The organism is endosymbiont of Bathymodiolus septemdierum str. Myojin knoll, assembly GCF_001547755.1.
In the GTDB taxonomy this organism is placed as follows: Bacteria; Pseudomonadota; Gammaproteobacteria; order PS1; family Pseudothioglobaceae; genus Thiodubiliella.
The window spans coordinates 593,985-620,324 of sequence record NZ_AP013042.1 but is presented as its reverse complement, the minus strand read 5'-3'; the positions used below and the strand labels follow the sequence as shown (position 1 = coordinate 620,324).

Genomic DNA, 26,340 nt, shown 5'->3' with positions numbered 1-26,340 from the left:
CTTATAGAAATGGCACAGAGTTAAATACACGCATCGGCTTGGAAAAAGAAGACCTTAATTGAGAAATATCTTTTTGCATCCACAGCATTGATTTTTGCATACCAATCATATTGCCGTTCATTTCTTGCATATTAGCAAGCATTGGTTTTAGTGTACTCATCTTGCCATTAATTTGCGACATATCGCTAGAAATATCATCCAAACGATTAAGTTTATGCGCTATGTTTTCCATGTTTTTACTCATGCTGTGAATGTCGTTACGCATATTGGCAACTGAGAGGTTCATTTGTACAACGCTGTTTGAGACGCTGTCTATACTGGTTACCATTGAGGTCATATTGGTGCCCATTTTTGGGTCCATTGCTTTTGCCAATTTGGTCATGTCTGTGGTGATGGAATAGATAATCCAAAAACCACCAAATGCCAACAATGCAAAAACGATAAGTGCGGGCATAAAGAATCGCTCAAACTTACTGTCTGTGCGTTTGTTGGCTTGCTCTTCTACGCCTTCTAACATTCTTTCCAAATCTGACATTTTGGTGGTAATCATTACCTCATCATCAGCGACTTTACTGTGCTTGCTATTGATTTTATCGTCATCCTTTTTATCTTGATTACTCATAGAAAATCCTTAATTATTTGTTCTAAGTTTTGTGGTTGGTATGCATTACTGATAAATGCTTGCCCTATTTTTTTCATTAAAACCAAGCGTACTTCACCGTTAATGGTTTTTTTATCGACACGCATTGCATCTATAAAATTTTGGTAGTCTATTTTACTGTTGATAGATGTTGGTAAATTGGCTTTTTGTAATAAATCTTTAACCTGATTTATGTCTTTATTACTAATAAAACCTTCAACGGCAGATAACGCCGTCGCCATTAACATCCCTACGGCTACAGCCTCTCCGTGCAAATAGACGCCATAACCCAAAGTATTTTCAATTGCATGCCCAAAAGTATGTCCAAAGTTTAGCAAAGCGCGTTTGCCTGATTCTAATTCATCTTGGGCGACGATATCGGCTTTATCAACACAAGATTGATAGACAATTTTAACAATTAACGCCTTATCTCGACGCATTAAATTGTCGATATTTTTTTGTAAATAGACAAAAAAATCTGCATTGCCTAACAAGCCATATTTAATCACTTCTGCCAGTCCCGCTGAATATTGTCGCTCGTCTAGAGTGTCAAGTGTATCTACATCAATCAGCACGCATTTTGGCTGATGAAAGGCGCCAATCATATTCTTGCCTAAGGCGTGATTAACGCCAGTCTTGCCACCCACACTGGAATCTACTTGTGAGAGTAGCGTAGTTGGTATTTGGATAAAATTCACACCGCGTTGGTAACTCGCCGCTGCGTAACCAGTCATATCACCCACCACACCACCGCCCAAAGCAATTAATGTGCAAGAACGGTCAAAACGGGCTTCTAATAAGGCTGTGAAAATTTGATTAACCGTGTCTAAAGTTTTGTATGCTTCGCCATCTGGCAAGATGACACAAGCAACTGTGTAATTACCTAATAAAGTTTGGACTTTGTCCAGGTAAAGTGGCGCTACCGTGGTATTGCTGACAATCATTACTTGTTTACCACTAATGTGTTTTGTCAAATAATCAGGCTGCGATAATAAGTCTTGTCCAATATAAATCGGATAAGAGTTTTTACCAAGATCTAAATTAAGTGTTTTCATTATCTTTTTTATTTTAGGCAAACTTTCGTTTTTCTCCATCACCATCAACATTTTCCACGCAGCGCCCACATAATTCTGGATGTTTATCGTTCTTACCAATATCTTGTCGATGATGCCAACAGCGCACACATTTTTTATGTGTTGACTTGATTACTTTGATTGCCACACCCTCACCTACCACTACGCAGTCTGACGGTTGCTCACTAATTGGATGGATGCGGGCATATGAAGTAATAAAAATGAAACGCAATTCATCGCCTAACTTAGCAAGGGATTGGTAAATTGCATCACTGCAATAAATATCTACTTCTGCGTCTAACGATGAGCCAATGGCTTTTTCACTACGCATTTCTTCCATTTTCTTACGCACAAATGGGTTAATGGTGCGGGCAGTGTCAATCGCTTTGTTGTTATAATCAGCACTGAGTTCTGTGTACCATTCTTGCAGGAAAATACTTTCAGTAGATTCTACTTCAATGGTTTGCCAAATTTCTTCGGCAGTAAATGACAATACTGGCGCTAACCAACGCACCATTGCTTGCGTCATATGATGCAAAGCAGTCTGTGCAGAGCGGCGGGCAATTGAATTTTCTTGTGTGGTATATTGCCTATCTTTGATGATATCAAGGTAAAAACCACCTAAATCATTCGTGCAGAAATTTAAAATTAATTGCATAGCGTGGTGGAAATTATATTGCTCGTAAGCCTCTAAAATTTGCGTTTGCAGGTCTGCTGTTTTACTGACAATCCATTTGTCTAAATCCAACATTTTGTCAGCACCTACTGAATGTTTAGACACCTCAAAACCCTGCATATTCGACATCATAAAACGCACTGTATTTCTAATTCTACGATAGCCATCGGCTGAGCGTTTCAAGATTTCGTCACTCACGGTCATCTCGCCTGTATAGTCCGTTCCTGCAATCCATAAACGCAAAATATCAGCGCCTAAACTATTGACTACTTTTTGCGGACTCATGACATTGCCCAAAGACTTGGACATTTTCTTGCCGTCTTTGTCAACGGTAAAACCGTGTGTTAATACTTGCTTATAAGGCGCCTTGCCATTCATTGCTACCGATGAAATCAATGAAGATTGAAACCAACCGCGATGCTGGTCGGAACCTTCTAAATATAGGTCAGCAACCTCTGACAAACCATCTCTAGCCTTTAAAACGGCATAATGTGAAACGCCCGAATCAAACCACACATCCAAAGTATCGGTAGTTTTATCGTAATCCTGCGCATCATCACCTAAAAAATCCTTAATATCTGATTCAAACCACGCTTCAATGCCATTTTTCTCAATCATTAAAGCAACTTGTGTAAATAGTTCTTGCGTATTTGGATGTAATTCACCCGTTTGCTTATGTACAAACATCGTAATCGGCACACCCCAAAATCGTTGACGAGAAATACACCAATCAGGGCGACTACCGACCATTAATTCAATGCGTTTCTTGCCCCAATCTGGGATCCAATCAACCTTAGGGATTTCCGTATTAACGCTATCACGCAAACCATTTTGCGTCATAGATACAAACCATTGTGGCGTTGCACGGAAAATCACCGGCGTTTTGTGACGCCAGCAATGTGGGTAAGAATGGCTTAAAGGCTCGTGTTTTACCAGGGTATTTGTGTTTTTCAAAATCTCAATGACGCTGGCATTTGCTTTAAAAATAAATTGTCCTGCGAGCAATTTTGTATCTTCAAAAAATACACCGCGACCATCAACAGGGCATTCAACTGGTAGGTCATATTTTAAACCCACTACAAAGTCTTCCTGCCCATGTGCTGGCGCAGTATGTACCGCACCTGTACCTGCATCGGTAGTTACATGTTCACCCAAAATCACGGGCACTTGCTTGTCATAAAATGGATGCTGGACTTTCAAACCCTCCATTTCACTACCCATAAACGACTTATTGGTAATAACACCTTCAACATCATAACGACTGAGTGCATTTTCTGCAAGTTCTTGTGCCAATAATAAATATTCATCACCAAATTCTACCAAAACATAATCCAGTTCGGGATGCAAAGCCACTGCTTCATTCGCAGGCAGTGTCCACGGTGTCGTCGTCCAAATCACCACAAAAACTGGCTTATCAACGCCAAAAAAATCACGGTCAATAAATTTAAATTTGACATCGATTGCATCGGATTGTTTATCCTTATATTCCACTTCTGCTTCTGCCAGTGCTGAGGCACAATCAGTACACCAATGCACAGGCTTATAGCCTTTTGAGACATGGTTATTCTCAACCATCTTAGCTAAAGCACGAACAATATCAGCCTCATAACCAAAATCTTTGGTCAAATAAGGGTTGTCCCAATCGCCCAAAATACCCAAGCGTTTAAAATCTTGTCTTTGTTTTTCCACTTGCGTATCGGCATACTTGCGACACTCTGCTCTAAATGTATTGGCGTCAATTTTATGTCCAACCTTGCCTTTTTTCTTTTCAACATTCAATTCAATCGGCAACCCATGGCAATCCCAACCTGGGACAAACGGTGCATCAAAACCTGACAACGATTTAGACTTAATAATAATGTCTTTCAGTACCTTGTTGACTGCATGACCAATGTGAATATCACCGTTCGCATAGGGGGGTCCGTCGTGCAAAATGAACGGTTGTTTGCCTTTGTTTTTCTCACGAATGCGGGCGTAAAGATTATCGTCTTGCCAGTGTTTTAAAAAATTCGGCTCACGATTAGCAAGATTTGCTTTCATGGCAAACTTTGTAAAAGGTAAATTTAAAGTGGATTTGTAATCAGACATTAACGCCATTAAATGATACTAAAAAGCGTTATTATACTTGATACGATTGATATTTAGCCTTTTAAATTAACGGCATCTAACAGCAATCCAACTTGCCCTGGTTTTAGATATTCATGCTGATTGGCTTTGAGTTTATCCGGCAAGCGAATTTCACCGAAACGAATACGAATTAAACGCGATACTTTAAAACCTAAGGCTTCCCATAAGCGACGCACCTCTCGCTTACGACCTTCTCTCAATACGACTTTATACCAACGATTTGCACCTGTACCACCGCCGACAGTAACACGAGAGAATTTAGCAAAACCATCTTCTAACGCTATACCTTCGGTTAATTGCCTTAAGTCTTCATTTTCTACCTGTCCCAATACACGAACCGCATATTCACGGTCAATTTCAGAACTTGGGTGCATGAGTTTGTTTGCTAAATCGCCATTATTTGTAAACAACAATAAGCCCGATGTATTAAGGTCCAAACGCCCAACCATGACCCAACGCGACTCTTTTGGCAGTAAATCATAAACGCTTTGGCGTCCTTCTTCATCCTTATTAGAGCAAATAACACCTGCCTGTTTATTCAAAATAAGCACTTTAGTTTCTGCTTCCTTATAACGCCCAAGGTCAATTTTTCGTCCGTCTATTTTAACAGTATCAGACATCTCAGCCTTCTCGCCAATCACTGCTGTTTTATTGTTAACCTCAATACGCCCTTGCTCAATCAAACGCTCCGCCCAACGACGAGAACCGTAACCAGCAGTGGCAATTAATTTTTGTAGTCTATCGGCCATAATTAATAAGTAATTCCCATTGCTTCACGCACCTCGTTCATGGTTTCCTTGGCAACAATACGCGCTTTTTCGGAACCTTCGTGAATAATTTGTTTGATAAGGTCTGGGTCAGCCTGATACTTGGTAATGCGTTCTTGCATCGGACCTAATTCTGCTTTTATGGCGTCAACCACTGGTTGCTTGCATTCTATACAGCCCATCTTCGCGTTGCTGCAACCATCTTTTACCCAGTCGCAAGTTTGCTTATCAGAATAGACTTTGTGCAATTGCCATACTGGGCATTTTTTCGGGTCACCTGCATCCGTTAATTTAACCCGTGCTGGGTCGGTTGGCATACGCTTAACTTTAGTCTCGATTTCTTCTGCAGTATTACGCAAAGAAATGGTATTGCCATAAGATTTGCTCATTTTTTGCCCATCTAACCCTGGCATTTTTGATGCTTTAGTCAAGAGAGACTCTGGCTCAGGCAAAATAATTTTACCAACACCTTCAACATAACCCAGCAATCTTTCTCTGTCACCAAGGGTGATATTTTGCTGCTCTTTTAACAAGGCTTGTGCCCTACTCAATGCTTCAATGTCACCAGTTTCCTGATAAGATTTACGCAATAGACGATAAGATTTGGCTTGTTTTTTACCCATTTTTCCAATTGCCGCCTCTGCTTTTTCTTCAAAATCCGCTTCTCGTCCATACACATAATTAAAGCGTCTGGCAACTTCACGAGTGAGTTCAATGTGTGCCACTTGGTCTTCACCAACTGGCACTAAGCCAGCCTTATAAATCAAAATATCTGCACTTTGTAAGAGTGGATAACCTAAAAATCCATAAGTCCCTAAATCCCTACCTTTGAGCTTTTCCTGCTGGTCCTTATAAGAGGGTACTCGTTCTAACCAAGAAAGCGGCGTAGTCATTGACAGCAACAAATGCAATTCAGCATGCTCTGGCACTTTTGACTGTACAAAAATCGTTGAAGTATTTGGGTTAATGCCTGCTGCTAACCAATCAACCACCATCTCCGAAACATTGGTTTCAAGGTCAATCTTGTCAGAATAATGCGTGGTAAACGCATGCCAATCTGCCACAAAAAAATAAGAATCGCGTTCATTTTGCAATGTTAACCAATTCTTCAAAACACCGTGGTAATGACCCAAGTGCAAACGCCCTGTTGGCCTCATTCCTGATAAAACTCTATTATTCATTTATTATTTTCAACCCTTCTATTGCTAAATTCTGGTGGTATTCACCCTGTTCTAATTCTACTATTTTTTGACCGCCACCAGTAATCAAAACCTTACCTTTAAAATCTTTGCACCGTTGCTCAATGGTATCACGCAACATATTTTCAGTACCCATTTTCCACGACTTCTGACTGTCATTGCCTACAAATTTTTTAATCGCTTGCAGTTGTTGCAGTCCAGGCGCGATACCGCCATCAATATGTTTGCCATTCTGCACACTGTCAAAGGTTACAAAAGTACCAACATCTACTAACATAAAATTTTGCTGAGGATATTTTTTAACCCCTGCCAGTATTCCTAAAAATCGATCAACCCCTAACTGCGCCAAATTATAATCAAAAACTAAGCCTGTGAACGATTTAGGTTGAATAATAATTGGGTTATTAAAATGTTGAATTAACGCGTGATTTGCCACACAAGCAATGGTACTGGTTTGATGAATGGGTATTACGCCGCTATCAAACCCCTTAACCTTGACACTCTGATAATCACCGTCAATCTCCCAACTGACACTACTATTACCAATGTCAACAAATAGATTAGACACCGTTAATCAAGATATGTGCATAAATACTGGCGGCATATCCGAGTGCAATCACAGGTGTCCATTTTAGGTGTGATACAAATGTGTAAAACCCTTTAGATTGCCCCATTAGTGCAACACCTGCCGCAGAACCCACTGACAACAAACTGCCTCCAACACCCGCCGTTAATGTAACCAATAGCCATTGACCTTGGCTCATTTCAGGGTTCATACTTAAAACCGCAAACATTACTGGGATATTGTCAACAACTGCTGACAAAATACCAACCAAAATATTAGCGTTAGTGGCGCCAAGCGTGGCGTACATTAACTCCGAAGTAAAGGCTAAATACCCCATAAAGCCTAAACCACCAACACTTAAAATCACACCAAAAAAGAACAATAAAGTATCCCACTCTGCTCTAGCTATCTTTCTAAAAATATCAAAATCATCATAGATGCCTTTACGAATAAAGAACGATGCTATCATTAAATAACTCAAGCCTAACATCATGCCCATTGCTGGTGGCAAGTGCAAGAAATTATGAAAACTTACTGCTGTGGCAATCGTCAAAAAAAATAAAATCACAATCACAATACCGCCCCGTTTCATTGCGGCGGTTTCTTGCACTGCCTCAGGGGACTCGTTTTTAATGGCAAAATGCATAATCGCTGCCGGCACCACAAAGTTAATCAACGATGGTACAAACAAGCTAAAGAACTCAGAGAATTCAATGACGCCTTTTTGCCAAACCATCAGCGTGGTAATATCGCCAAATGGACTGAATGCACCGCCTGCATTAGCAGCCACAACAATATTAACAAACGCAATAGAAACAAAGCGAACATTACTACCGCCCACTGCCATGACCACAGCACCCATAATCAAGGCGGTGGTTAAATTGTCTGCAATTGGCGAGATAAAGAACGCCAAAAATCCAGTCAACCAAAACAATTGTCTAAACGATAGTCCTTTATTTACCAGCCAAACTTTAAGTGCTTCAAATACTTGACGCTCTTTCATGGCTTCAATATAAGTCATCGCAACCAATAAGAATAAAAGTAATTCAGAATACTCTAATAAATTGTGTCGTAATGCCACTTCGGTACTATGTGGTAAGCCTTCAGAAGCGTATACCCAAGCAATCATTGCCCAAATAATACCTGCCACAAAAATAACGGGTTTGGATTTCCTAAAGTGAGTGAATTCTTCCACCATCACAAAAATATAAGCAATAACAAACAAAACTAATGCTGTATAACCTACCCAGTGACTGGTTAAATCAAGTCTTTCTTCTGTACCACTGGCAAGTGCAAAAACAGGAAAGAGTAATGACAATACTGCCAAAATTTTAGTTAATTTCATAATATTTTAATCTGGAAAATCAGCCAATTCGAGTAACTTGATAGGCTTATTGTTAATAAAAAGTGCTTGCTCTTCTTCTGTAATTTTCAAAATTGCAAAAAAGCAATATTTTACTTGATTTAGCACAGTTCCGACATTCTTCGTCTCGTCTTTTAGGGTTATTTTATCCAAAGGTAATACTTCAAAATCGCATTCAAATCGATACAATCTTTTCTTTGGCTTACCCAGATAATGTACACGAGCCACCACTTCCTGCCCAGGGTAACAACCCTTAGTGAAACTCACGCCCACTTCGTCAATATCCAAATTTAAATCTTGCGGGATAAATTTTTCACTCGTTGCTAATGTTACTTGGGCATCTTCTGTTGGTGTTACTTGAGTATCAATCTCACTAAACGCAATCTGCGCATTTAAAGCAAACATCGTCAAACGGTTTTTCACCGTATCATATAAATCTGCCGAAAAATCCAACACGAAATCATCGCCCTGCTTGCCTACCCACATTAATGCAATAATGCGCCCTTGGTGTTGGCAATAAGCATTTAACTGCCATTGCCCATCAGCAATCTTATTAATATCATTAGACAATTGCCCTTGTAGAAAACTTTGTGCGTCTTTACCGCTGACTTTGAGTTTTGGATTGTGTATTTTCATAAGAGGGAATTATACCATTTTTCAAGAAGCGAAAAAAAACCGAGAACAAAGCCTCGGTTTCTTAAGTAACTTTAACGCTTAATTAAACTTATTTTAGTGCCATGCAATCATCGTTAACAGCATTGGTACTGACAAAATAACATTAATACTTGAAGCCAGCGCTGCATTTTTCTTAGCTGTTGCAATTTCTTCTGCGGACGCCTCCTTCATACCTAAAATCTTTTGTTGATTTGGCCAAATGATAAACCACACATTGAATGCCATGATTGTGCCCATCCATGCGCCTATACCGATAATTTTATAACCTTCTGCAAGCATAAATGCATCAATAATATTAGACATATTAAAACCAGATTTGTTCCATGTAGCAAGCAACACAAGGCCTAAAATCCAAGTTGTTGCTGCTGCCATACGGAACCACAATAACGCTCTTGGTGCAACATATTTGCCAATCGCTGCTGGACCTGGACCGTCAGTATCTGCTAAGGCTTCGCCCATTGCAGGCACTTGCACAAAATTAAAATAATACAAAAGACCAATCCACAAAACACCTGCTGCTACATGCAACCAAACTGTCATGGCGTAATGCGTCATATTTGCCTGCCCTTTAAAAACCACAAAAACTATAGCAGCTAGAATAAAGCCTAAAATAATCTTTCCTTTTACCGAATTAATAAAACCCATCTTTTTTCTCCATTATTGTAAAGTTGACTATTATAATGGGTTACTCCACCAATTGAGAACAACTTTTATGCCAGAATTACCCGAAGTTGAAACCACCAAACGCGGACTTGGCCCATTAATCGTTAATGAAACCGTCGAAAAAGTTCATTTATATCGTGATAATTTGCGCTGGGAAATTCCCAAACACCTTTCCGTAACCCTTGTCAATCAAGTCATTAATACCATTGATAGGCGCGGTAAATATCTGCTCATTCGATTTAAAGTTGGCACGCTGATTATCCACTTAGGTATGAGTGGTTCAATCAAAGTCGTGGGTAGTAACACCCCACTCAAAAAGCACGACCATTTTGAATTATCCTTTACAAACGGTACAGTAATGCGTCTTAATGACCCTCGCCGTTTTGGTGCCGTACTATTTTCCGACGACGACAGCCATCCTTTATTAGACAGTTTGGGCGTTGAACCTTTAGAAGATTTATTTGACGAATTCTACCTGTATGATAAGTCACGCAAAAAACAACAAAACATCAAAGCCTTTATAATGGACAGCAAAATCGTGGTCGGTGTCGGCAATATTTACGCCTGCGAGAGTTTATTTTGTGCAGGTATTAACCCTGAACGCAAAGCTGGCAGTGTCAGTAAAAAACGCTATGCATTAATAACTCAATGCATTAAAGGCATCCTTTCTCAAGCCATTAAAGCAGGTGGAACCACCCTGAAAGATTTCTCTTCCGTGGATGGGCAACCTGGCTATTTCTCACAAACTTTGTCCGTGTATGGGCGTGAAAATGAAAACTGCACCCAATGCAAGCGTAAAATAACTCGTATTATTCAAAATCAACGGTCCTCGTTTTATTGCCCATCATGTCAGACATAAGCACACCACAAGAAATGTTAGAAAGCAGTTGTAGTACCAACTCAGAACCCTTTGCTTTGCAAAATTTAGGCGGTTATATGGAGCCTGAATTTAGTGAAAACTGCATTCTCATCATCGACCCTGGTATGAAACTACACCTGAGTGCTTACGCTGTGATTCGTTACGACGGTGATATGTACTTCCGTCAATACATTGAACGCGGTGCAAAGAAATTTTTGGTGCCGTTAAATACACAACACGATGAAATTGAATTAAAAAATGAATTCGAAGTCGTCGGTTGTGTGGTCCAACAAAAACAACGCAAGCAACAAGCTTTACATTACTACCATTTAAATACAATAACCAAAGAAATGGATTTTAGTATCAGTGGCAAACCAAAAGATAAAGAGGAAAAATAAAATGGAAAAAAAGGTACATCTAAGAGTTAGTCTAATTATGTCGTTATTTATGATTGGTATTATGTCATTCGTTGTCACTTATATGAACATTGGTTGGAGCGACCAAACTATTGACAAATGGCTACACAGTTACCTTATTGCTTGGCTAGTCGGCTTCCCATTGTTATTCGTATTTGCACCAATCTTCAAGAAAGCAGTTGTAAAGTCTCTTTCTAAGAGACCTTTGCATAAATAGGGATGATTAGCAAAATTCAATTTTTTCCCAATTGGTGATTTTCTTAAACCCAGTCCTAGCAGGGTTAAGGCAGGGTTTAAAAAATTGGTTTTTGATGGTTATTCATATTTATGCAAAGGTCTCTCTAAGTAATCCAAATAAGATGCGCCATTCTGCCTGAATGCGTACCGTCCCGACGATAAGAAAAATAGTCTTCACTTTGTTCAAAGGTGCACTCATCGCCACCCGTGATTGACTCAACGCCTACATTGTTCAAAATAATGCGTGCAGCTTGATAAATATCCAAGTGATATTTTTTGTTCTTTGCTGTCAGCGCTTTACCCAATTTTTTATCCTTAGTAACAAACTGCTCATACACCTCAACCCCAACTTCTAGATTCTTTGCTGAAATTGCAGGACCAAAATGCACCAACAAATCACGCCCGTCAAATGAGCGAACAAACGACTCAATTACCCCGTTCAAAATCCCTTGCCAACCTGCATGAGCAACACCCACTTGTGTGCCTAATTGATTAGACGCAAAAATCGGTAAACAATCCGCTGTCATTACCACGCAAACCACATTTTTTTCACGCGTCACTACTGCATCGCCATCACAATCGTAAGAATTTGCCTTTAAGCAAATGTCAGAATGGGTTTGATTAAGCCATTTCGGTGTATTCGGTAAATTAAAATGCGACACCAGTAAGGCGCGATTATATTCAACCGCATCTAGATTATCACCCGTATGCGTAGCAAGATTAAAATTCTCATAGCCTTTAACACTCGCCCCACCTGTTACATATCGGGTAGTGGTCAGCAATTTAACATTAGCAGGAAAGTTAGATAGGATCATGCCGTCCTAAAATATCTAAAATATCTTGCATGTCCTTTGGTAACATTGCTTTCCACGACATTACTTGCTCGGTAATCGGGTGTGTCAGCGTCAATTTCTTAGAGTGTAACGCCTGTCGTTTAAAACCCTTTAAAGTGTCTTTTAGCACCTCGTCTGCCTTTTTTGGAAAACGAATCTTGCCCCCGTACATTGGGTCTGCTAACAATGGATGTCCAATATGTGACATATGCACACGAATTTGATGCGTACGCCCCGTCTCCAAAATCGCCTTAATATGCGTATGATTGGCAAACCTATTAATCACCCGATAGTGCGTAATCGCATCCTTGCCCTCGCCTTCCTCAACCACTGCCTGCCTAATTCTATCTTTCGGGTCTCGTCCAATCGGCGCCTCAATCGTTCCGCCAGAAATCATATGTCCATACACAATCGCTGAATATTCCCTGTCCACCAAATGTTCCTGAAACTGCTCCACCAAAATCTTCTGCGCCAATTCGCTCCGAGCCACCACCATCAACCCTGATGTATTTTTATCTAACCGATGCACAATGCCCGCTCTGTCCAATTTCGCCAATGACGGGTCAAAATACAGTAACGCATTCGCCAGCGTCCCTGTCCAATTCCCCGCCCCTGGATGCGTCACCAGTCCAACTGGCTTATTAACAACAATGATATCGTCATCTTCGTAAATAACATTTAACGGAATATCCTCTCCCAGCCAATCATTGTTCTTTTCTTTCTTAATCTCCAGCGCAACAATCTCACCCCCCAACACCTTGTCCTTCGGTTTGAACGCCTTCCGATTAATAAATGCACACCCAGATTTAACCCAAGCCGTAATTTTAGAACGCGAATAATCTGGCAACATAATTGCCAATGCGCTGTCAATGCGTTGTCCAATGAGGCGATCTGGAATAATAATATTTAATTGACTCATAAATGTGTTTTTTATAATTTGGCGTCCCGTAAGAGATTTGAACTCTTGTCGTCAGGATGAAATCCTGAAGTCCTGGGCCAGCTAGACGAACGGGACGAATATATTTTACACTTTTTTAAGGCGAAAAAAAACTGCTCAATTAAAAATTAAACCGTTTTAATGTTTGGCATCGCCTAGGAGAATCGAACTCCGAATTAAAGAGCATTAAAAAGACTTAAAAACACTTGAAACACCTTGCTTTAAAGTAAATAAAATAAAAAGCAAGTGGTTTTAAAGCGTTTCAAAACCTTTTAAGTTGTTTCTCGTCGTCATTTTGTCGTCATTTTTTAAAGTGTTCGAATTCGACCACTTTAAAACCAAAGTAGATTTATTTTGAATAAAGCAAAACTTTAGCGAGATATTTCTCGGAAAGGCTCAACTCCCTTTCATCGTTAATATTAAATCTATGCTGAATCGTTCGCTCAGACACCAATATTTCTTTAGCAAATTTACTTGCTGAAAACCCATTTTCAAAAAGAAATTCTTTGATATCTTGAGAGTCTACGCAGTCAAAATCTTGCCTTGCCTCTTTAAGAGTTGGCGCAAGCATGTATTTAGCATCAACTTTATCGTCAGCAGTCTGAAATCTAAACGCCGTTACGACATCTATTGCTGTTTCGGTTGGGTAATGTTTTGACAAGAAATTAATAACAATTATTTCGTCGTTTGACACTTCAACGCCCTGCGATAAGGCGTATTCGTATTCTTCGCTTGCATCAAACATCGTTGCAAATTCGTTACCTTTATCGTCAACGAAGACTATATTTTTAAATTGTTCAGAAATTCCATCAACACAAAGTGTAATTTCGTCTTTTGTTTTCCAGTGCGGCATGTTATTCCTTATTGTTATGAGCATTGATTAAATCTAATAACGATACTCCGTCAGTGCCATTAACATTATCAACTTCAAGTAGTAATTCGTATGGATAATTTTTATCAAATTTTGAAAAATCGTATAAATCTACTGTTTCGTTCAAATCCTCAATAAAAAATTTAAAAGCCTCAATGATTTCATTAATGAAATCATTGTCATCTGTGTTTTTGATAAAAGGTTGGTCAGCATCAATTGCATCAAACGCATCTTCATAAGTGTTTATCTCTCTATCTGTGCACTCCTCATCCATTCTTGAGATAAACTCTCTCTCGTCATCGCAAGTCCAAACCATTTTTAAATTACTTCCGCTTTTCTCGTAAATTACTAGCATTTTTATTTCTCCTAAAAACCTAAGTTCTGCTTAGTCAGTAGAGTTTCCTTAACCTTTAAAATCATTATACGCCTAATAGGCGTATTGTCAAGTCTTTTTATTAAATAAATCAAAAATAAACTGGAAACGGCTTGGGAGTAGGGTTTTTTTATGGCAAAAAAAAAGATAATATAAATACTTATATTATCTTTTCTAACTTAAAAGTAGGTTGATTTTTAAAATAAAGCCGATTGTCGCTCTTGAAATTCACCAAGGTTTACTAACCCCGTATAAACCTCTCCTAAGTTTTCTTTTGCTGCGTTCAATTGCTTCTCTCTCTTCTTTCAAATTGACATCGATGGGATTCTCAACTTCAAAGATGTTGCACTTTCTATTAGCACGAGTCGTTATGCTAAGTTTTTGACAATAAATTTTAGAATATTCGTCGCTGTCACGACAGCCAAAAGGAATTCTTGTAGTTGAATGTTCGCAATTTTCACAGCAATCAACAGATTTAAAAATAATTTCATTCATATTAGTATTGTTTAAAGTTTGCAAATGTTTTAATACGCCGTGGCAAAATTGCCAAGATCAAGATTTGCACTTGCAAATCCAGTGGTTTTGACTTTTTCAACCGTGGCAGGGGCTTGTGAGTCTATTTTAACATTAACTTCGACCGTTGATTTTTGCGCGGGCTGAGGCTTGTTGTTTACCAATATTTTGCTAGCAATATCGTTGGTTTTAATAGTGCTTGAAAGCGTCTTGTATTTTGCAATGGTTTTATCAAGGCTTTCAGCTGACATTGAATCTGGCAAGAATTTATCGGGAATTAACGCTGTTATTCGCTTAACTGATTCAACAATAAAAACAATTCCCGAGTAAAAAACACTCTTAATTCCGTCCCAAATTCCAGTGAAAAAACCGCTAATACCCTCCCAGTTGTCGTAAATCAGATAAGCAGCAGCGGCAATAGCGGTAACGATGGCAACCACAGGATTAGCGAGCATAACGACCTTTAGCGCTGTAAAAGCCGTCGATATTGCGCCGATTATGGCGGGTATTTTGGCTGCAACCATGACGCTAGCAACTAATGTGAAGTTAATTTAATCGCTGGTGCTAAAGCTTGAAATATTTTAATCACAGACTTAACAGTAGACATAACGCCCTGAAGCCCTGCTTTTAATTTTGCAGTAATGTCATCACGCCAAGCTTTGTCTTTCATTTTTTCGACTAATCGCTCAAATAAGCCCGTCAAGTCTTTAAGGATTGGCGTGAATGCGGAAAACTTAACGGTGTCAAACGCTTGCCCCATGCGTGTAATTGAGTCGTTGAAGTCTTCTGCGGCTTTGGCATCTTCTGCCGTGAGCCCACCGCCTAGCGCAGCAAGATTGGCTTTTGCTTTTGCCAGGCCGTCGGTACCTTCGCTGAGCATATTGAGCATATCTTTACCATTGCGGCCAAAAACAGCGTTTGCCAGGGCGGCTTTTTTAGAAGCGTCTGTCATGCTTTGCATTTTAACCAGCACCAAGTCGTATGCTGCAGTTGAGTCTTTAGCATTTTTCATCGCTTCAAGTAATTTTGGATCAAAGTCTTTGAGTGCTGTTGACATCAATGAACTTTTTTTCGTTTTTAACTCGCCTAAATTTTTGTTAAATGTTTGATATGACTTTGTTAATGCGTCATTAGCAACGCCTGCGAGCTCCGCTTGATGTCTTAGCGCCTGGAATTGGTCCAGTGGTAATTGCAAGTTTTTAGCCTGCTTGTGCATTTTGTCCATCTCGTCTGCTGTTGATCGTAACACACGGCCGAGTTTAGCGACGCCTGCGATGGCAGCAACGCCACCAATAGCCCCCATTTTTGCAACGCTTTTTAATTTAGATCTAAGCGCTATTAATTTTTTAGTGTGCTTGTTGATTTTTTTATCTGCCTAATGCTTTTTTCGCGGCTCGCTTGCAGTGCTTTTTCTGATTGCTTTAGGTTTTTGGTGGATAAGCCCATTTTTTTAATGCTAGCAGATTGCGACTTTAACGACTTAGTGTATTCGCTGTTTAGTCCGTTGAGTTTTTTGAGCTTGGCGGCTTGGCTAGTGGTTAATTTTCCTTTTTCTTTAAGCGTCAAATTCAGTGCTGCAATAGCCTCTTTGTTTTTATTGGCGTGCTGAGTTGTCTTTTTAAAAGCATCTAAACTTGCTTGTTGAGCCTTAGTGTCTTTAAGATTAGCTTGTAACTTGTCAAGAGCTGTACCAGTGCCACCAAGTGCTTTTTGCGCGCGGCGAGCTGGCTCAGTGATTTTGTCAATCATCTTTAGACTAAAACTTAGATCTAATTTACTCATATTTGTTGCGCTCCTGCGCCATTTTCCTAAAACTCATTAACTCATCAAGGCTCATTGTGTCCATTTCGCTTGGTTGCCAATGAAACACGACTGAGATATCTGCGTATGCCTGCTCAACTGATTCTGGTATCAGTTGGCAGGTGCGAAAAAACCCGCATTTACATTGAGTGTTAAAACCATTGGTATGACTGCTCAGTGTAAAGTTAAATTAATTGGAATAATGTAGAAAGTGCAGGGGAATATCAGAAATATTGGAAACAGGTAAGAATTTGATATTTTTTCAATGGTCTGCATACCCTACTGCTATAGGCTTTTTTGACAAAATGGGCTAAAACAGGAATTATTCATATTGTTGGGTAAAACGCTTGTAAGCCTTTAAGGACGGGGCTTGTGGGCGTTTTTGCATGTATTTGCGTGAGCGTTGTGAATTCTTAAAATTTTCATATCGCGATATGAGTTTTTCAAATAATGGAAATACACCCTTTTTATGTACTGGTTTCACCTATTTATTAGTAAAACATTGATACACTGCTACTTTCAAGCCATTGGAAATTTACCGTATATTACCCTGTGCTGAACTCGTTTTAAAACTTTACATCGCATAGCCCTTAACTCATTGATTTTACAGTAATTTTAGAAAAGCAAGAAAACTCAAAAAGTTTACCCCCTTTAAAAAACGGTTCTAGAAATCATTTTCCATAATCAACAGTACATTGTAAAGTTTTACTTTACACTACACAATGTATGGTTGATTAAGCCTGTATGTGCTGGTGTGCTTACATATATGCACCAATACACATTGTGTAGTGTTGTAATTAAATAACTACACAATGCATTATCATTACATTGTGTAGTGTTGTAATTAAATAACTACACAATGCATTATCATTACATTGTGTAGTGTTGTAATTAAATAACTACACATTGTGTAGTGTTGTAATTAAATAACTACACATTGTGTAGTGTGTGGTGTGTGGTGTATGTACATTGTGATGTATGTCTGTGTCTGCGTGCCTATGTGCCTGTGTTTTTGCTGGGATTGCCCCGCCAACAGCCAGCAAATCAGATGCGCCCATGTTGACCATGTGAGTCTCAGTTAAGTCACTGATACGCGGTGCAAGCGTAGTGATGGCGTCGGTGTTAAGTTGCACGACTTCAAGCATTGACAAACCCCGAAGTTCGCCAGACATTGGCTCTCTTAAAGTGATAGATTTGATTTTTTTGCCGTTGATTTCCACAGCAGTTGATAGTGTTATTGTTTGATTTTTCATGATGTTTTTTCCTCTTTTAAAAGCTCGTAAGGTTGGGTTGTAAAGACGGTTTGTCCGACTATGTCGTTGATTGATAATAACTTAGTGTGCAATGTGGTGATTTCGTTAGCAAAGAATACGGCGGCCGCTTTTTTGACATCGCCAAATCCGCCCATGTTCGATGGCATCACGCCCATTAATTGCGGTGGCACGCGATGCGCTGCCATGATGTCATCGCGTGTTGCGTTTTTGATATTTAAAAACTCGTCTTTAGCGTCAATTTGACCAATCGGGATAAGCTCAGGCCTATATTTTTCCGTGCCTCGTCCGTTAATGAACATGTTTTGAAAATTACCAAGGCCCTTAAATGAGTTTAGCTGCTCGCTGATTTCTTCTTCTTCCTCTTCGCCGATAGCAGGGCTATTAACATACAGTAAGAAGCCTGCATGCGCGCCGTTTTTGTAATATTTGCGTCTAAATAGGGTTGCGGATTCGCTCAATAGCGTACTTGAAACCGCGGCGAACCACTCGGGTATGCCGTAGATTTCTTGACGCATATCAAGTTACTTTAAGTGAATAACTCGCTCGGCTATGGCGCTCAAGCAATCTAAACTTACCACCCGCTTGCAACGGCGGGGCAATAACAACAAGCGATGCGTCGTCTTTTGAGCGAGCAGGGTCGTAACCTAGCCACACAGGGTGCTGGGCAAAAGGCTAAGAGGATTTAGGGTTGAAATCGTCCCAAGCGCCAGCCTCAACCACGCCTTTTTGTAATTTGGTTAATTTGAAAACTGAGTCGGCATCGTCAACGAATTTACATAAGAATAAGTTGTCAAATTCGGCTTTTGAATGCTCGTCTTTTAGTTCGTCAATATCAAAGAAATTGCACCCCATTTGTTCAGCGTCAGTAATAGTTGTAACCATTCGCCAAATTCTGTCAGAGCCAATTTCGCCGTATTTTAGATGCTTATTTGTGATGTCAACATTGTCTTTGTCTTTTACATTTTTCATGCGCGAACCTGACCACAAACCATACGCAGGGTGACTCAGTGTGGATGGTGTGGAAAAGTAGGTTCGTCGCCATTTTTTGTGCGACGACATACCCGTTGCGACTTTTTTAAACTCGTTAAAATTTTGCATCCAGAAAAATTCATCCATATAGGTATGGCCATGATAGCCTTGCACGGTGCGTGCGCTAGTTGCTAAAAAGTAAATAGTAGAGCCATTCCACAGCTCGATTGAATCCGTGCCTTTTAGATTAACATCAAACCAATCCTTTGCGAATTGGCGAATGTAGGTGCGAAAAATGAACGCTTGATTTTGTGATGCTGATAGAAAAATCTGATTGTCACCAGTCAGCACAGCATCCTCAAAGGCCTCAGCGGCAAAATACCAAGTGGCGCCAATTTGGCGTGATTTGAGTATTGCCCTGGTGCGTGGCATTTTGATTTTTTTGCCCTTTGCGTCTTCAATAAACTCACCTTTTGCATGTGCGATTTTTGCTTCTCGCCACTTGCGCTGATAGCCTAGTAGTAGTGAATCAAATTTACCGTCAAAATCTTTTTGCGTAACACCTTCAAAACTGTTTTTAACTTTAACCAGTTTATTGCCTTTTTTGCTTTTATCGACCTTGCCTTGCCCTTCAGAGTGTGCTTTTGGGTCTAATCTTTGTGCGTAATCGTCGCTAGTGCAAGCGAGCAGTGTTTTTAACTCTTTGTTTTGCTCGCAAGTTTTATCCATCACTTTTAATAGCACGCGAATTCGCTCTGATATTTGTTGTTTAAGTGGTTTGTAATCAGCCTGAATTTGCCAATTAAATTTTTTAATCCATGCGGAAACGGTTGTGCGCGCAACGCCCGTTGCCTTGGCAATATCAACAATAGAAGTTGCTGATAAGAACAACTCCAGTGCTTGTTTTTGCTGCTTACTTAGCGCTGGCATTGGGAATTGCGGCTAAATATAAATCGAGTGCTTTATTTTGCTTTTGATTTAAGCGCATTATTTTTTAATGATTAAATTTAATATCTGCGTTAACTTTATTGAGTGTAGAACTAAACGATTTTAATACAACACTTAAAATAAACCCGATTAAAACGCCAAGTATCGACCAAAAATATCTGTTTGATTGATGTTCAGCCCGTTTTGTTAAGTTCTCTTGTAAAGTCTTTTTTGACTTCGCTTCTAACAATTTTTTTGCTAATGCTATTCTATCCTTTTCAGATTCAATAGAAAACAAAATCGCCACTGCTGTTTGAAGCGCTGTTGCATCTGTTTTAATTCTTAGCGCATTATTTTCCTGCTTTTTAATATTAGACTTTGCTAATATTTTGATTGCATCACCTGTTTTTTTAATAGCAATGCCCGTCGCGACAGTTTTAGTTGCGTTTGCTCCAGTTTCTATTGTGTCATTGAAACTATCTAAGACACAAGATGATAGTAGCGCAGACATAATTAATAGTATTTTAATTTTCATTTTCTTTTGTTAAAAAACAGTAAATAAAACGGGATACACGCTACTAATGCTATGTAGGCTATTTGCAGTATCAGATATACAATATCAAGCATTGTCCTTCATTAGCACCTTACTAAACCAAAAAGCATCCAACAAGAAAACCATTATAATAGCGAATGTTAATACATCCTTGATGTCGTACAGCAGGTCGCTCAATTCCTGCGGAATTATTCGGAAGCTAAAATGATTGGAGCATAAAAAAGCGCCAGCACTAAGAGCGAATACGGTTGCTTGGGTAAATGCAAACATCTTACTATGACTGTATTCTGCGATAATCTTTGTTTTAAAATGGATTACAGTAAACCAAACATAGATAAAAATTATTGACAGCGCGGTTAATAATGCAACTAGGTCTAGTCGCACTAATGGACTGCCCCAATCGAAATCCTTGGCGTGGAGCATGGACTCCCTGGCAATCTCTGCTTCCCCGAGAAGGTAGGTTAAAAACATAAAAGCCCCTAGGTAGATAGTTTTGGTTATCTTCTTAAGACCATCTCTCTTAATTTGCCCGACAATATCTTTAAGTACTTTACTCATTATTGCCCTTGCTTTTATTGCTAATCAAATATTTATAATAAATAATCCACCCAAAAGCCATCACCCCTAAAAAATGAACGATTGCCATAATGGTGCCTAAAACCATATGGTAAATTTTTCTTGGAAAGACAAATTCATTCGGATTTTTTACTACTAATTCTTCTACCTTAGAGAGCATATTAGACAAGTATTCGAAGTTTGCTGGTATCCAACCAAACAAAGTGCTGGCTTTTCCGTACCTGTAATCATGGACAACTGCAGGTTTCATAAACCAACCCATATTGTCCGATATGCCCGTGAAAAAACTAAAAAGGATGAGTGAATTAGACAGATAATCTGGCAATTTTACAAATAGTAATAGTGCTGTTGCAAGGGTTAAAATAAAGAGTCTTGGGACGCTTTCACCATCAGACTCAAAACCATTTTCAATCTTAACACCGAACAACGATAAATCTTTACCTGTAACGATAAACTTTCTTTTGTTGATACCTGTCAATTTTAGCAGTTGTATGTTCATTATTATGTCCCTTGCTATGCGGCATTATTTACTATTTGCCTAACTCCTGCTGTTGTCGGCAAATCGGTCACTGCTTCATTGACTTTTGCAGGTATTGAATTTACTACGCTATCAAACACACCTCTTGTTAAAACATTGGTAACAGTATTGGTTTGTGTAAGGTTCGTTACAGTAATGCCGTCCTGCAAATGATATCGTTTTACTCCTCCTACTTCTAAATCTGTACCGTCTAATTTCTTGATAGCGCCAATTTCTATCGAAGTTCCATCTTCTCTTTCAAACAAAACACCTAAGTGTACTTTCGGAGTGGCAGAAGATTTGGTAATACTCAGGAAATTTCCAAGGGGTACAATAAAACCATTAACATCAACATTAACATTAACATCAACATTAACATAAATAGCATCAGCAAATGTTCCGATTAAAGTTGCATTATGAGTAGTATCTTGCAACACTCTAAACGATGTATTAAAGTCATAAGTTTGCTGTTCGCTGGTGCTTTCAATAGTGATACGCATTGACCTTGTTGTTGCATGATAGGATGTTGCATTGTATAAAGTCTGATTGATTGGTTTAGTATACAAATTTGCACCATTTTTGTCTTTAATCGAGACAAGTTTAACATCCTTGCTAATCCCAAAATCACCACTATTTATATTGAATTCTTGGTGTGTATACCCCGCACTGTACACTTTAATGTTGTAGTCTGTATTCGCAGTTACTTCAATTGTTCCAGTGTCGCCCGATACGCTTTGTTTTGTCCAGTTGGCGTCAGCAGGTAGTTTATAAAACACTGCACTTAAGTTATGACCAAAGTTTTGATTGTCAATTCCTGAGAAATTGCAATTGACTTTACCATTGGAGTTAACATATACAAGGGTTGTGTGCCCATCAAAACTTGCAGTAACAGTGCCTGATAAATTGTCAGCAGTGGTATCCTGTCGCAACCCGTTAGCACCAGTCTTGACTTTGATTTGTGTACCAGTAACTTGTACTGGTGCACCCGATAATGATTGGTCTCTGACTAGCGAATAGCCAGATGATATAGTTGCTACTGTGCCTGTTATCGCTAATAATTGCTTGTCGATTGAAGGCTTTTCAATGTTTGCTTCAAGTGTTTTTAGATACTTTAAGTAATCGTAAAGCATTGATGCACTATCAATTGTTGTATAAGTACTAACAATGCTCATATCTTTTTGTGAGATTTTTGTGTCGGCAAAGACCGCTTCAGAGATGTCGGCAGTGCCCAAACCTTTAAGTGCCATTTCTACCCGCTTATATTTGTGTAAGTAACTACAGATGTGCACATTAAAAATATCAGAATTATCCCCGTTTACGCCCCTATAATCAAAATCAGGGCTAGCGTCATAACTTGGTTCATTAACAACACCAAGTAATATACTTGTCGTTGGAATTTTGCCGTTTGTTACAGTTTCGTAATAAGTCCTGTCTGGTGAAAAAGTGTAACCATTTCCGTCTGTTCTTTTTCCATTGTCTGTATCTCTAATAAATACAACAGCATCATTAATTACACCATTGTTATCCGTAATGCTTGTTGTTATTTCTTTAAATACAGACACAGTCCCTTTTGAGCCACTATTACCAGCCACGTGATTAGCAACGACAATATCTGTTCCCGTTTTAGAATTAACCACCTTGCACTTTTTATTATCCCAAAGGGCAAAATCTCTAAGATTGCCTCGATGACCTCCTCCAAAATCTTTAAAAATATACTCATCAGCAGATGAATCACCACTGAAACCAATACCCTCATTGCATTGTGTAGGAGTGTATCCAGTAAACAGAACAGGCTTACCAATCATTGTCATTGCGTATTTAACAAGTTCAAAGTTTGTTGCTTTGAAATTATTAGAATATTGTCTAATCTGGTAGTTTGCGTTTGGTGTTGCTACCAATTCAATTCTACCGTTTTCAATGTCGATAGTAGAAGTTGCGTGAAAATAGACACTTGAAGCCATTTCTATTGCCCCGCCTCGCATGATAAGTGAGCCTGTTGCAGATACTTCTAATGAATAATCACTGCAACAGGTGAGCCTACCATAAGTCGTTTTAACTGCAACTCTTTTCTGTGTCCTGACAAAACCGTTGATTGTTTCAGTATCGTTGATGTTTAAAGTGCCTCTGACTATCAAGCAATTTCGTGGTGCTGAAGAGCCAATTAGTAGTTGCTCTTTAGGAGCGTTTATTGATAAAGTACCACTGACTACTAATTTACGGTTGCCAATGTCATAAAGACTAAACTCTCTAGTGCTAGCGCCTTGTGTTGTTTTCACCACAGCACTGATACTAGTTAATCCCGATAAACTAGTATCTGTTCCAGTTTGAGTAATAATGCTTCCGCTTAATGTAAATGCCATTAGGTGTACTCCTTTTTAGTTATGTTTCCGTTGCTATCATAAGTTCGTGTCTCTGTTAAATCGACACCGTTGGGCGCATCACCACTTAATACGGTCGTTGTTATATTTCCAGTCGCATTATAATTACGAGTAACAGTTATGGTCTTTGTGCCGTCGGCTGGCAATATTACCGTTTGAGTAATTTACTGTCGAATCCCAGGACATTTCGTTATTCGCATAATACAAAAACCCCCCTGCCAGCAGTGCCACCAGCAAGTCGCACTAAATCAGCGACTGCAGTTGGGCTAGTTTTTATGACCTCATGAATATCCCCAGCGACTTTAACAAAATCACCCGCTTGACTACCTGCCACTGCGGGGTTACTCAATGCAGTAGTAACATCTGAGAAGTCCGTTGGGCTTACTAATTTTGATACAACCGCAGTGCCACCAGTGCTACCCCCTATTGAAAATCCTGCCGTCTTATTCCTCGTTCGGTATTACAACAGTTGGATAATGGCTAGTTGCTTTTATCCAGAGTTTTGAATTGTTGATATTGTTTATTTGTCTATCGGCCGTAAAATTTCCGTTAAAAGCATCTGCTGGCTTTGCGTCAGCGTATGCAAAGTGACAATTGCTATTCACAATTACAAAGCCTTCCTTATCTAAAACTTAAACCCAAAAATCCCCTTTGTTTATTACGATGTTTGCTTTTGTTATCGCCATAATTCATGCCTCTGTTTGCGTCTTTCAGATGTATTTGATTTTTTAAGTTTTTCTACTTCGTATTTGATATTCTCAACAGTAGTTTTGATTTCCTCTACTACAGATTTGACTCCATCTACTTCGGATTTGACACCCCCAATTGCAGAGTTGACGATACCTGGTACCGCATCTGCTACAGTGTTGGCAATACCTGGTACAGCGTCTACTACAAATTTGACTTCATCTGCTACAGCGTTGACAATGTCAGGTACAGCATCGGATACAGCATCGGATACAGCATCTGCTACAGAGTTGGCAATTTCAGGTGCATCATCTGCTACAGAATTGGCAATCTCAGGCACTGCGTCTGCTACAGATTTGATAATGTCTGGCAAATCAGCAACTACTGATTTGATATCCTCTAATGCGGATTTTACCTCTTTCACTACAGAGTTAACAATGTCTGGCACATCCTCCACCGCAGATTTGATATCCTCCAATGTGGATTGGACCTCCCCCGCCACAGAGTTGACAAGGTCAGGTACGGCATCTACTACAGAGTTGACAATATCTGGTACCTTGCTAACTTCTTTTGCCACATCATCTACTACAGAGTTGACAATATCTGGTGCCTTGCTAACTTCTTTTGCCACATCATCTACTACAGAGTTGACAATATCTGGTGCCTTGCTAACTTCTTTTGCCACATCATCTACTACAGAGTTGATAATACCTGGTACATCATTTACTACGGAATTGACAGTATCAGGTATTTTGTTAACTTCCTTTTCTACATCCCTCACAACTGAGTTAACAGTATCAGGTATCTTGTTAACTTCAGATACGACAATATCTGGCACCTTACTGACCTCGTTTACTACATTATTAAAAAGTTTACCTACAAAACCGAACATATTATTTCTCCTTACTTATTAAATTAAATTCGCAGTAATACACACTGCTTTACTCGCGGTGCTTCTATCTCCTACGACGCCTGCGCCTGCGCCCACCACCTGCCACAGGATTGCGTCTACCACCTGCCACAGGATTTCTACCAAGACCAACCACGGTTGTGATGTCATCCAATGCGTCTGTAACATCACTTACTATCTCTTGGATATCAAGTACCGTAGTTTTGACATCAACTACTACAGATTTAATATCCCCCACTGCAGATTTAATATCACCTAGTACAGTTTTAACACCGTTATAGGTATCCACAACTCCAGTGCCGACATCTCCTACGGTAGAGCCAATATCCTCTGCTGTGTTTCCGACATCCTCTAAAAATGAACCTATACTCATATCTTACCTCCTTATTTTATTAAATTTACAGTAACATGCACTGCTTACTACTATACCGCTATTTTTCCAATCTCTACTTCAACATCGATTGTTGCAATATCAATTGAACCATCATTAATTCCCGCTTTTATTTCACTTACTTTCTTCCAGACTTTATCAGTCCATTTTAGTAACTTTTCACCATCCGGGTGAAATGGGTGTCTTGAGGCACTTGACGCACCATTAATGAATCCAAGACCATCGTAATAAATTTTCTTTTTACACTCATCATCGATTATTTTAGATACCTTATCCATGATTGCGTTTTGTTTGCTTTCGCGTTCTGCTTTTGTTTTGGCTTCAGTATCTTCTACCCATTTTTCATTTTTGAAAGACTTAAATACATTTCCGAATTCATCAACAAGAGCCTTTTTATCTTTGTCCCAGAAAGCCTCGAATATGTCGATACCATCCATCACCCCATTAAGTGGCGTATCTTTAAATTCAACCAGCGTTAGCCCTTTAGTGTCTAACGTTTTATCGATTGGATGACTGCCTGCGAAATTTACACTTTTGTCATCATTTAGTAGTAGATACATTTTGTCCCCTT

At 39.3% G+C, this 26,340-nt stretch carries 34 protein-coding genes and 1 tRNA gene; 3 read left to right on the top strand and 32 right to left on the bottom strand.

All coding sequences use genetic code 11. The annotated features are described in order from the left end of the window. Position 1 precedes the first annotated feature (1 nt). The 9 genes from BSEPE_RS03335 to BSEPE_RS03295 form a co-directional block, all read right to left on the bottom strand. Positions 2-622 carry a hypothetical protein gene (locus tag BSEPE_RS03335; protein ID WP_066044113.1) on the bottom strand — a complete coding sequence of 207 codons (621 nt, stop codon included), beginning with the start codon at positions 620-622 and terminating at the stop codon, positions 2-4. Further along, entirely contained in the window at positions 619-1,695 is a 1,077-nt protein-coding gene (aroB, locus tag BSEPE_RS03330; RefSeq protein WP_066046079.1) for a 3-dehydroquinate synthase, read from the bottom strand. The genes BSEPE_RS03335 and aroB overlap by 4 nt, the downstream gene beginning before the upstream one ends. A 13-nt stretch (positions 1,696-1,708) precedes the next feature. Further along, positions 1,709-4,477: an isoleucine--tRNA ligase gene (gene ileS, locus BSEPE_RS03325; protein WP_066044111.1), complete on the bottom strand. Its 2,769-nt coding sequence runs from the start codon at positions 4,475-4,477 to the stop codon at positions 1,709-1,711. A 53-nt stretch (positions 4,478-4,530) separates the two neighbouring features. Then, on the bottom strand, positions 4,531-5,265 hold the full coding sequence (locus BSEPE_RS03320; RefSeq protein WP_066044108.1) for a pseudouridine synthase: 735 nt from the start codon (positions 5,263-5,265) through the stop codon (positions 4,531-4,533). Positions 5,266-5,267: 2 nt separating this feature from the next. Further along, positions 5,268-6,464 (bottom strand): tryptophan--tRNA ligase, encoded by a 1,197-nt coding sequence (locus BSEPE_RS03315; protein ID WP_066044104.1) that lies wholly within the window; start codon positions 6,462-6,464, stop codon positions 5,268-5,270. Continuing rightward, positions 6,457-7,050, bottom strand: coding sequence for a type III pantothenate kinase (locus tag BSEPE_RS03310; protein ID WP_066044101.1), 594 nt, complete (start codon positions 7,048-7,050; stop codon positions 6,457-6,459). Before BSEPE_RS03310 ends, BSEPE_RS03315 begins: the two co-directional genes overlap by 8 nt. Beyond that, positions 7,043-8,392, bottom strand: coding sequence for a sodium:proton antiporter NhaD (gene nhaD, locus BSEPE_RS03305; RefSeq protein ID WP_066044098.1), 1,350 nt, complete (start codon positions 8,390-8,392; stop codon positions 7,043-7,045). The genes BSEPE_RS03310 and nhaD overlap by 8 nt, the downstream gene beginning before the upstream one ends. Before the next feature lie 6 nt (positions 8,393-8,398). Next, positions 8,399-9,046 carry a CAF17-like 4Fe-4S cluster assembly/insertion protein YgfZ gene (gene ygfZ, locus BSEPE_RS03300; RefSeq protein WP_066044095.1) on the bottom strand — a complete coding sequence of 216 codons (648 nt, stop codon included), beginning with the start codon at positions 9,044-9,046 and terminating at the stop codon, positions 8,399-8,401. A 93-nt stretch (positions 9,047-9,139) separates the two neighbouring features. Beyond that, the gene (locus tag BSEPE_RS03295; RefSeq protein ID WP_083502966.1) at positions 9,140-9,730 is read right to left on the bottom strand and encodes a urate hydroxylase PuuD; all 591 of its coding nucleotides are present in this window, start codon (positions 9,728-9,730) and stop codon (positions 9,140-9,142) included. 67 nt (positions 9,731-9,797) lie between these two features. On the opposite strand from BSEPE_RS03295, the gene mutM reads away from it, so the two are divergent. Genes mutM through BSEPE_RS03280 form a run of 3 tightly spaced genes read left to right on the top strand, consistent with a single transcriptional unit; the run spans position 9,798 to position 11,240 of the window. Next, positions 9,798-10,607, top strand: coding sequence for a bifunctional DNA-formamidopyrimidine glycosylase/DNA-(apurinic or apyrimidinic site) lyase (mutM, locus tag BSEPE_RS03290; RefSeq protein WP_066044092.1), 810 nt, complete (start codon positions 9,798-9,800; stop codon positions 10,605-10,607). After that, positions 10,595-11,005 (top strand): S24 family peptidase, encoded by a 411-nt coding sequence (locus tag BSEPE_RS03285; protein WP_066044088.1) that lies wholly within the window; start codon positions 10,595-10,597, stop codon positions 11,003-11,005. The genes mutM and BSEPE_RS03285 overlap by 13 nt, the downstream gene beginning before the upstream one ends. A gap of 1 nt (position 11,006) precedes the next feature. Beyond that, positions 11,007-11,240, top strand: a complete 234-nt coding sequence (locus tag BSEPE_RS03280) for a DUF2798 domain-containing protein (protein WP_066044085.1) — start codon at positions 11,007-11,009, stop codon at positions 11,238-11,240. A gap of 124 nt (positions 11,241-11,364) precedes the next feature. On the opposite strand, the gene pgeF is transcribed toward BSEPE_RS03280, so the two are convergent. From pgeF to BSEPE_RS03185, 23 genes are all read right to left on the bottom strand, one after another. Continuing rightward, positions 11,365-12,075, bottom strand: coding sequence for a peptidoglycan editing factor PgeF (pgeF, locus tag BSEPE_RS03275; RefSeq protein ID WP_066044082.1), 711 nt, complete (start codon positions 12,073-12,075; stop codon positions 11,365-11,367). Beyond that, positions 12,062-13,012, bottom strand: a complete 951-nt coding sequence (gene rluD / locus BSEPE_RS03270) for a 23S rRNA pseudouridine(1911/1915/1917) synthase RluD (protein ID WP_066044079.1) — start codon at positions 13,010-13,012, stop codon at positions 12,062-12,064. Before rluD ends, pgeF begins: the two co-directional genes overlap by 14 nt. A gap of 19 nt (positions 13,013-13,031) precedes the next feature. Further along, positions 13,032-13,108 (bottom strand) — tRNA-Glu (locus BSEPE_RS03265). A gap of 271 nt (positions 13,109-13,379) precedes the next feature. After that, entirely contained in the window at positions 13,380-13,883 is a 504-nt protein-coding gene (locus tag BSEPE_RS03260; RefSeq protein ID WP_066044077.1) for a hypothetical protein, read from the bottom strand. Position 13,884: 1 nt separating this feature from the next. Further along, positions 13,885-14,256, bottom strand: coding sequence for a hypothetical protein (locus tag BSEPE_RS03255; protein WP_066044074.1), 372 nt, complete (start codon positions 14,254-14,256; stop codon positions 13,885-13,887). Positions 14,257-14,502: 246 nt separating this feature from the next. Next, a complete protein-coding gene (locus tag BSEPE_RS03250) occupies positions 14,503-14,793 on the bottom strand; it encodes a hypothetical protein (RefSeq protein WP_157059380.1) in 291 nt (96 codons plus the stop codon). 5 nt (positions 14,794-14,798) lie between these two features. Continuing rightward, positions 14,799-15,311 (bottom strand): phage tail tape measure protein, encoded by a 513-nt coding sequence (locus tag BSEPE_RS03245; RefSeq protein ID WP_066044068.1) that lies wholly within the window; start codon positions 15,309-15,311, stop codon positions 14,799-14,801. An 11-nt stretch (positions 15,312-15,322) separates the two neighbouring features. Then, positions 15,323-16,090 (bottom strand): hypothetical protein, encoded by a 768-nt coding sequence (locus BSEPE_RS03240; RefSeq protein ID WP_066044065.1) that lies wholly within the window; start codon positions 16,088-16,090, stop codon positions 15,323-15,325. 35 nt (positions 16,091-16,125) lie between these two features. Then, a complete protein-coding gene (locus BSEPE_RS03235) occupies positions 16,126-16,569 on the bottom strand; it encodes a hypothetical protein (protein WP_066044062.1) in 444 nt (147 codons plus the stop codon). After that, positions 16,562-16,666, bottom strand: coding sequence for a GpE family phage tail protein (locus tag BSEPE_RS08195; protein WP_269450669.1), 105 nt, complete (start codon positions 16,664-16,666; stop codon positions 16,562-16,564). Before BSEPE_RS08195 ends, BSEPE_RS03235 begins: the two co-directional genes overlap by 8 nt. 820 nt (positions 16,667-17,486) lie before the next feature. Beyond that, positions 17,487-17,840, bottom strand: a complete 354-nt coding sequence (locus tag BSEPE_RS03230) for a phage tail assembly protein (protein WP_066044060.1) — start codon at positions 17,838-17,840, stop codon at positions 17,487-17,489. After that, positions 17,837-18,376 carry a phage portal family protein gene (locus tag BSEPE_RS03225; protein ID WP_066044057.1) on the bottom strand — a complete coding sequence of 180 codons (540 nt, stop codon included), beginning with the start codon at positions 18,374-18,376 and terminating at the stop codon, positions 17,837-17,839. Before BSEPE_RS03225 ends, BSEPE_RS03230 begins: the two co-directional genes overlap by 4 nt. Position 18,377: 1 nt before the next feature. After that, positions 18,378-18,515: a hypothetical protein gene (locus BSEPE_RS08000; protein WP_157059379.1), complete on the bottom strand. Its 138-nt coding sequence runs from the start codon at positions 18,513-18,515 to the stop codon at positions 18,378-18,380. 18 nt (positions 18,516-18,533) lie between these two features. Next, the gene (locus BSEPE_RS03220; RefSeq protein ID WP_066044054.1) at positions 18,534-19,760 is read right to left on the bottom strand and encodes a terminase large subunit domain-containing protein; all 1,227 of its coding nucleotides are present in this window, start codon (positions 19,758-19,760) and stop codon (positions 18,534-18,536) included. 64 nt (positions 19,761-19,824) lie between these two features. Beyond that, on the bottom strand, positions 19,825-20,292 hold the full coding sequence (locus BSEPE_RS03215; protein ID WP_066044048.1) for a hypothetical protein: 468 nt from the start codon (positions 20,290-20,292) through the stop codon (positions 19,825-19,827). Positions 20,293-20,376: 84 nt separating this feature from the next. Beyond that, positions 20,377-20,868 carry a hypothetical protein gene (locus BSEPE_RS03210; RefSeq protein WP_066044043.1) on the bottom strand — a complete coding sequence of 164 codons (492 nt, stop codon included), beginning with the start codon at positions 20,866-20,868 and terminating at the stop codon, positions 20,377-20,379. Beyond that, entirely contained in the window at positions 20,861-21,385 is a 525-nt protein-coding gene (locus BSEPE_RS03205; RefSeq protein ID WP_066044040.1) for a hypothetical protein, read from the bottom strand. Before BSEPE_RS03205 ends, BSEPE_RS03210 begins: the two co-directional genes overlap by 8 nt. A 14-nt stretch (positions 21,386-21,399) precedes the next feature. Continuing rightward, positions 21,400-23,763: a hypothetical protein gene (locus BSEPE_RS03200; RefSeq protein WP_066044037.1), complete on the bottom strand. Its 2,364-nt coding sequence runs from the start codon at positions 23,761-23,763 to the stop codon at positions 21,400-21,402. Positions 23,764-23,971: 208 nt separating this feature from the next. Then, positions 23,972-24,130: a hypothetical protein gene (locus BSEPE_RS07995; RefSeq protein ID WP_157059378.1), complete on the bottom strand. Its 159-nt coding sequence runs from the start codon at positions 24,128-24,130 to the stop codon at positions 23,972-23,974. A 94-nt stretch (positions 24,131-24,224) separates the two neighbouring features. Continuing rightward, a complete protein-coding gene (locus BSEPE_RS07990) occupies positions 24,225-24,386 on the bottom strand; it encodes a hypothetical protein (RefSeq protein WP_157059377.1) in 162 nt (53 codons plus the stop codon). Between the two features lie 71 nt (positions 24,387-24,457). Continuing rightward, entirely contained in the window at positions 24,458-25,360 is a 903-nt protein-coding gene (locus tag BSEPE_RS03195; protein WP_066044033.1) for a DUF7217 family protein, read from the bottom strand. A 64-nt stretch (positions 25,361-25,424) separates the two neighbouring features. Beyond that, on the bottom strand, positions 25,425-25,751 hold the full coding sequence (locus tag BSEPE_RS03190; RefSeq protein ID WP_066044031.1) for a hypothetical protein: 327 nt from the start codon (positions 25,749-25,751) through the stop codon (positions 25,425-25,427). Between the two features lie 50 nt (positions 25,752-25,801). Then, complete coding sequence (locus BSEPE_RS03185) at positions 25,802-26,329, bottom strand: hypothetical protein (RefSeq protein WP_066044029.1); 528 nt, start codon at positions 26,327-26,329, stop codon at positions 25,802-25,804. Positions 26,330-26,340 lie beyond the last annotated feature (11 nt).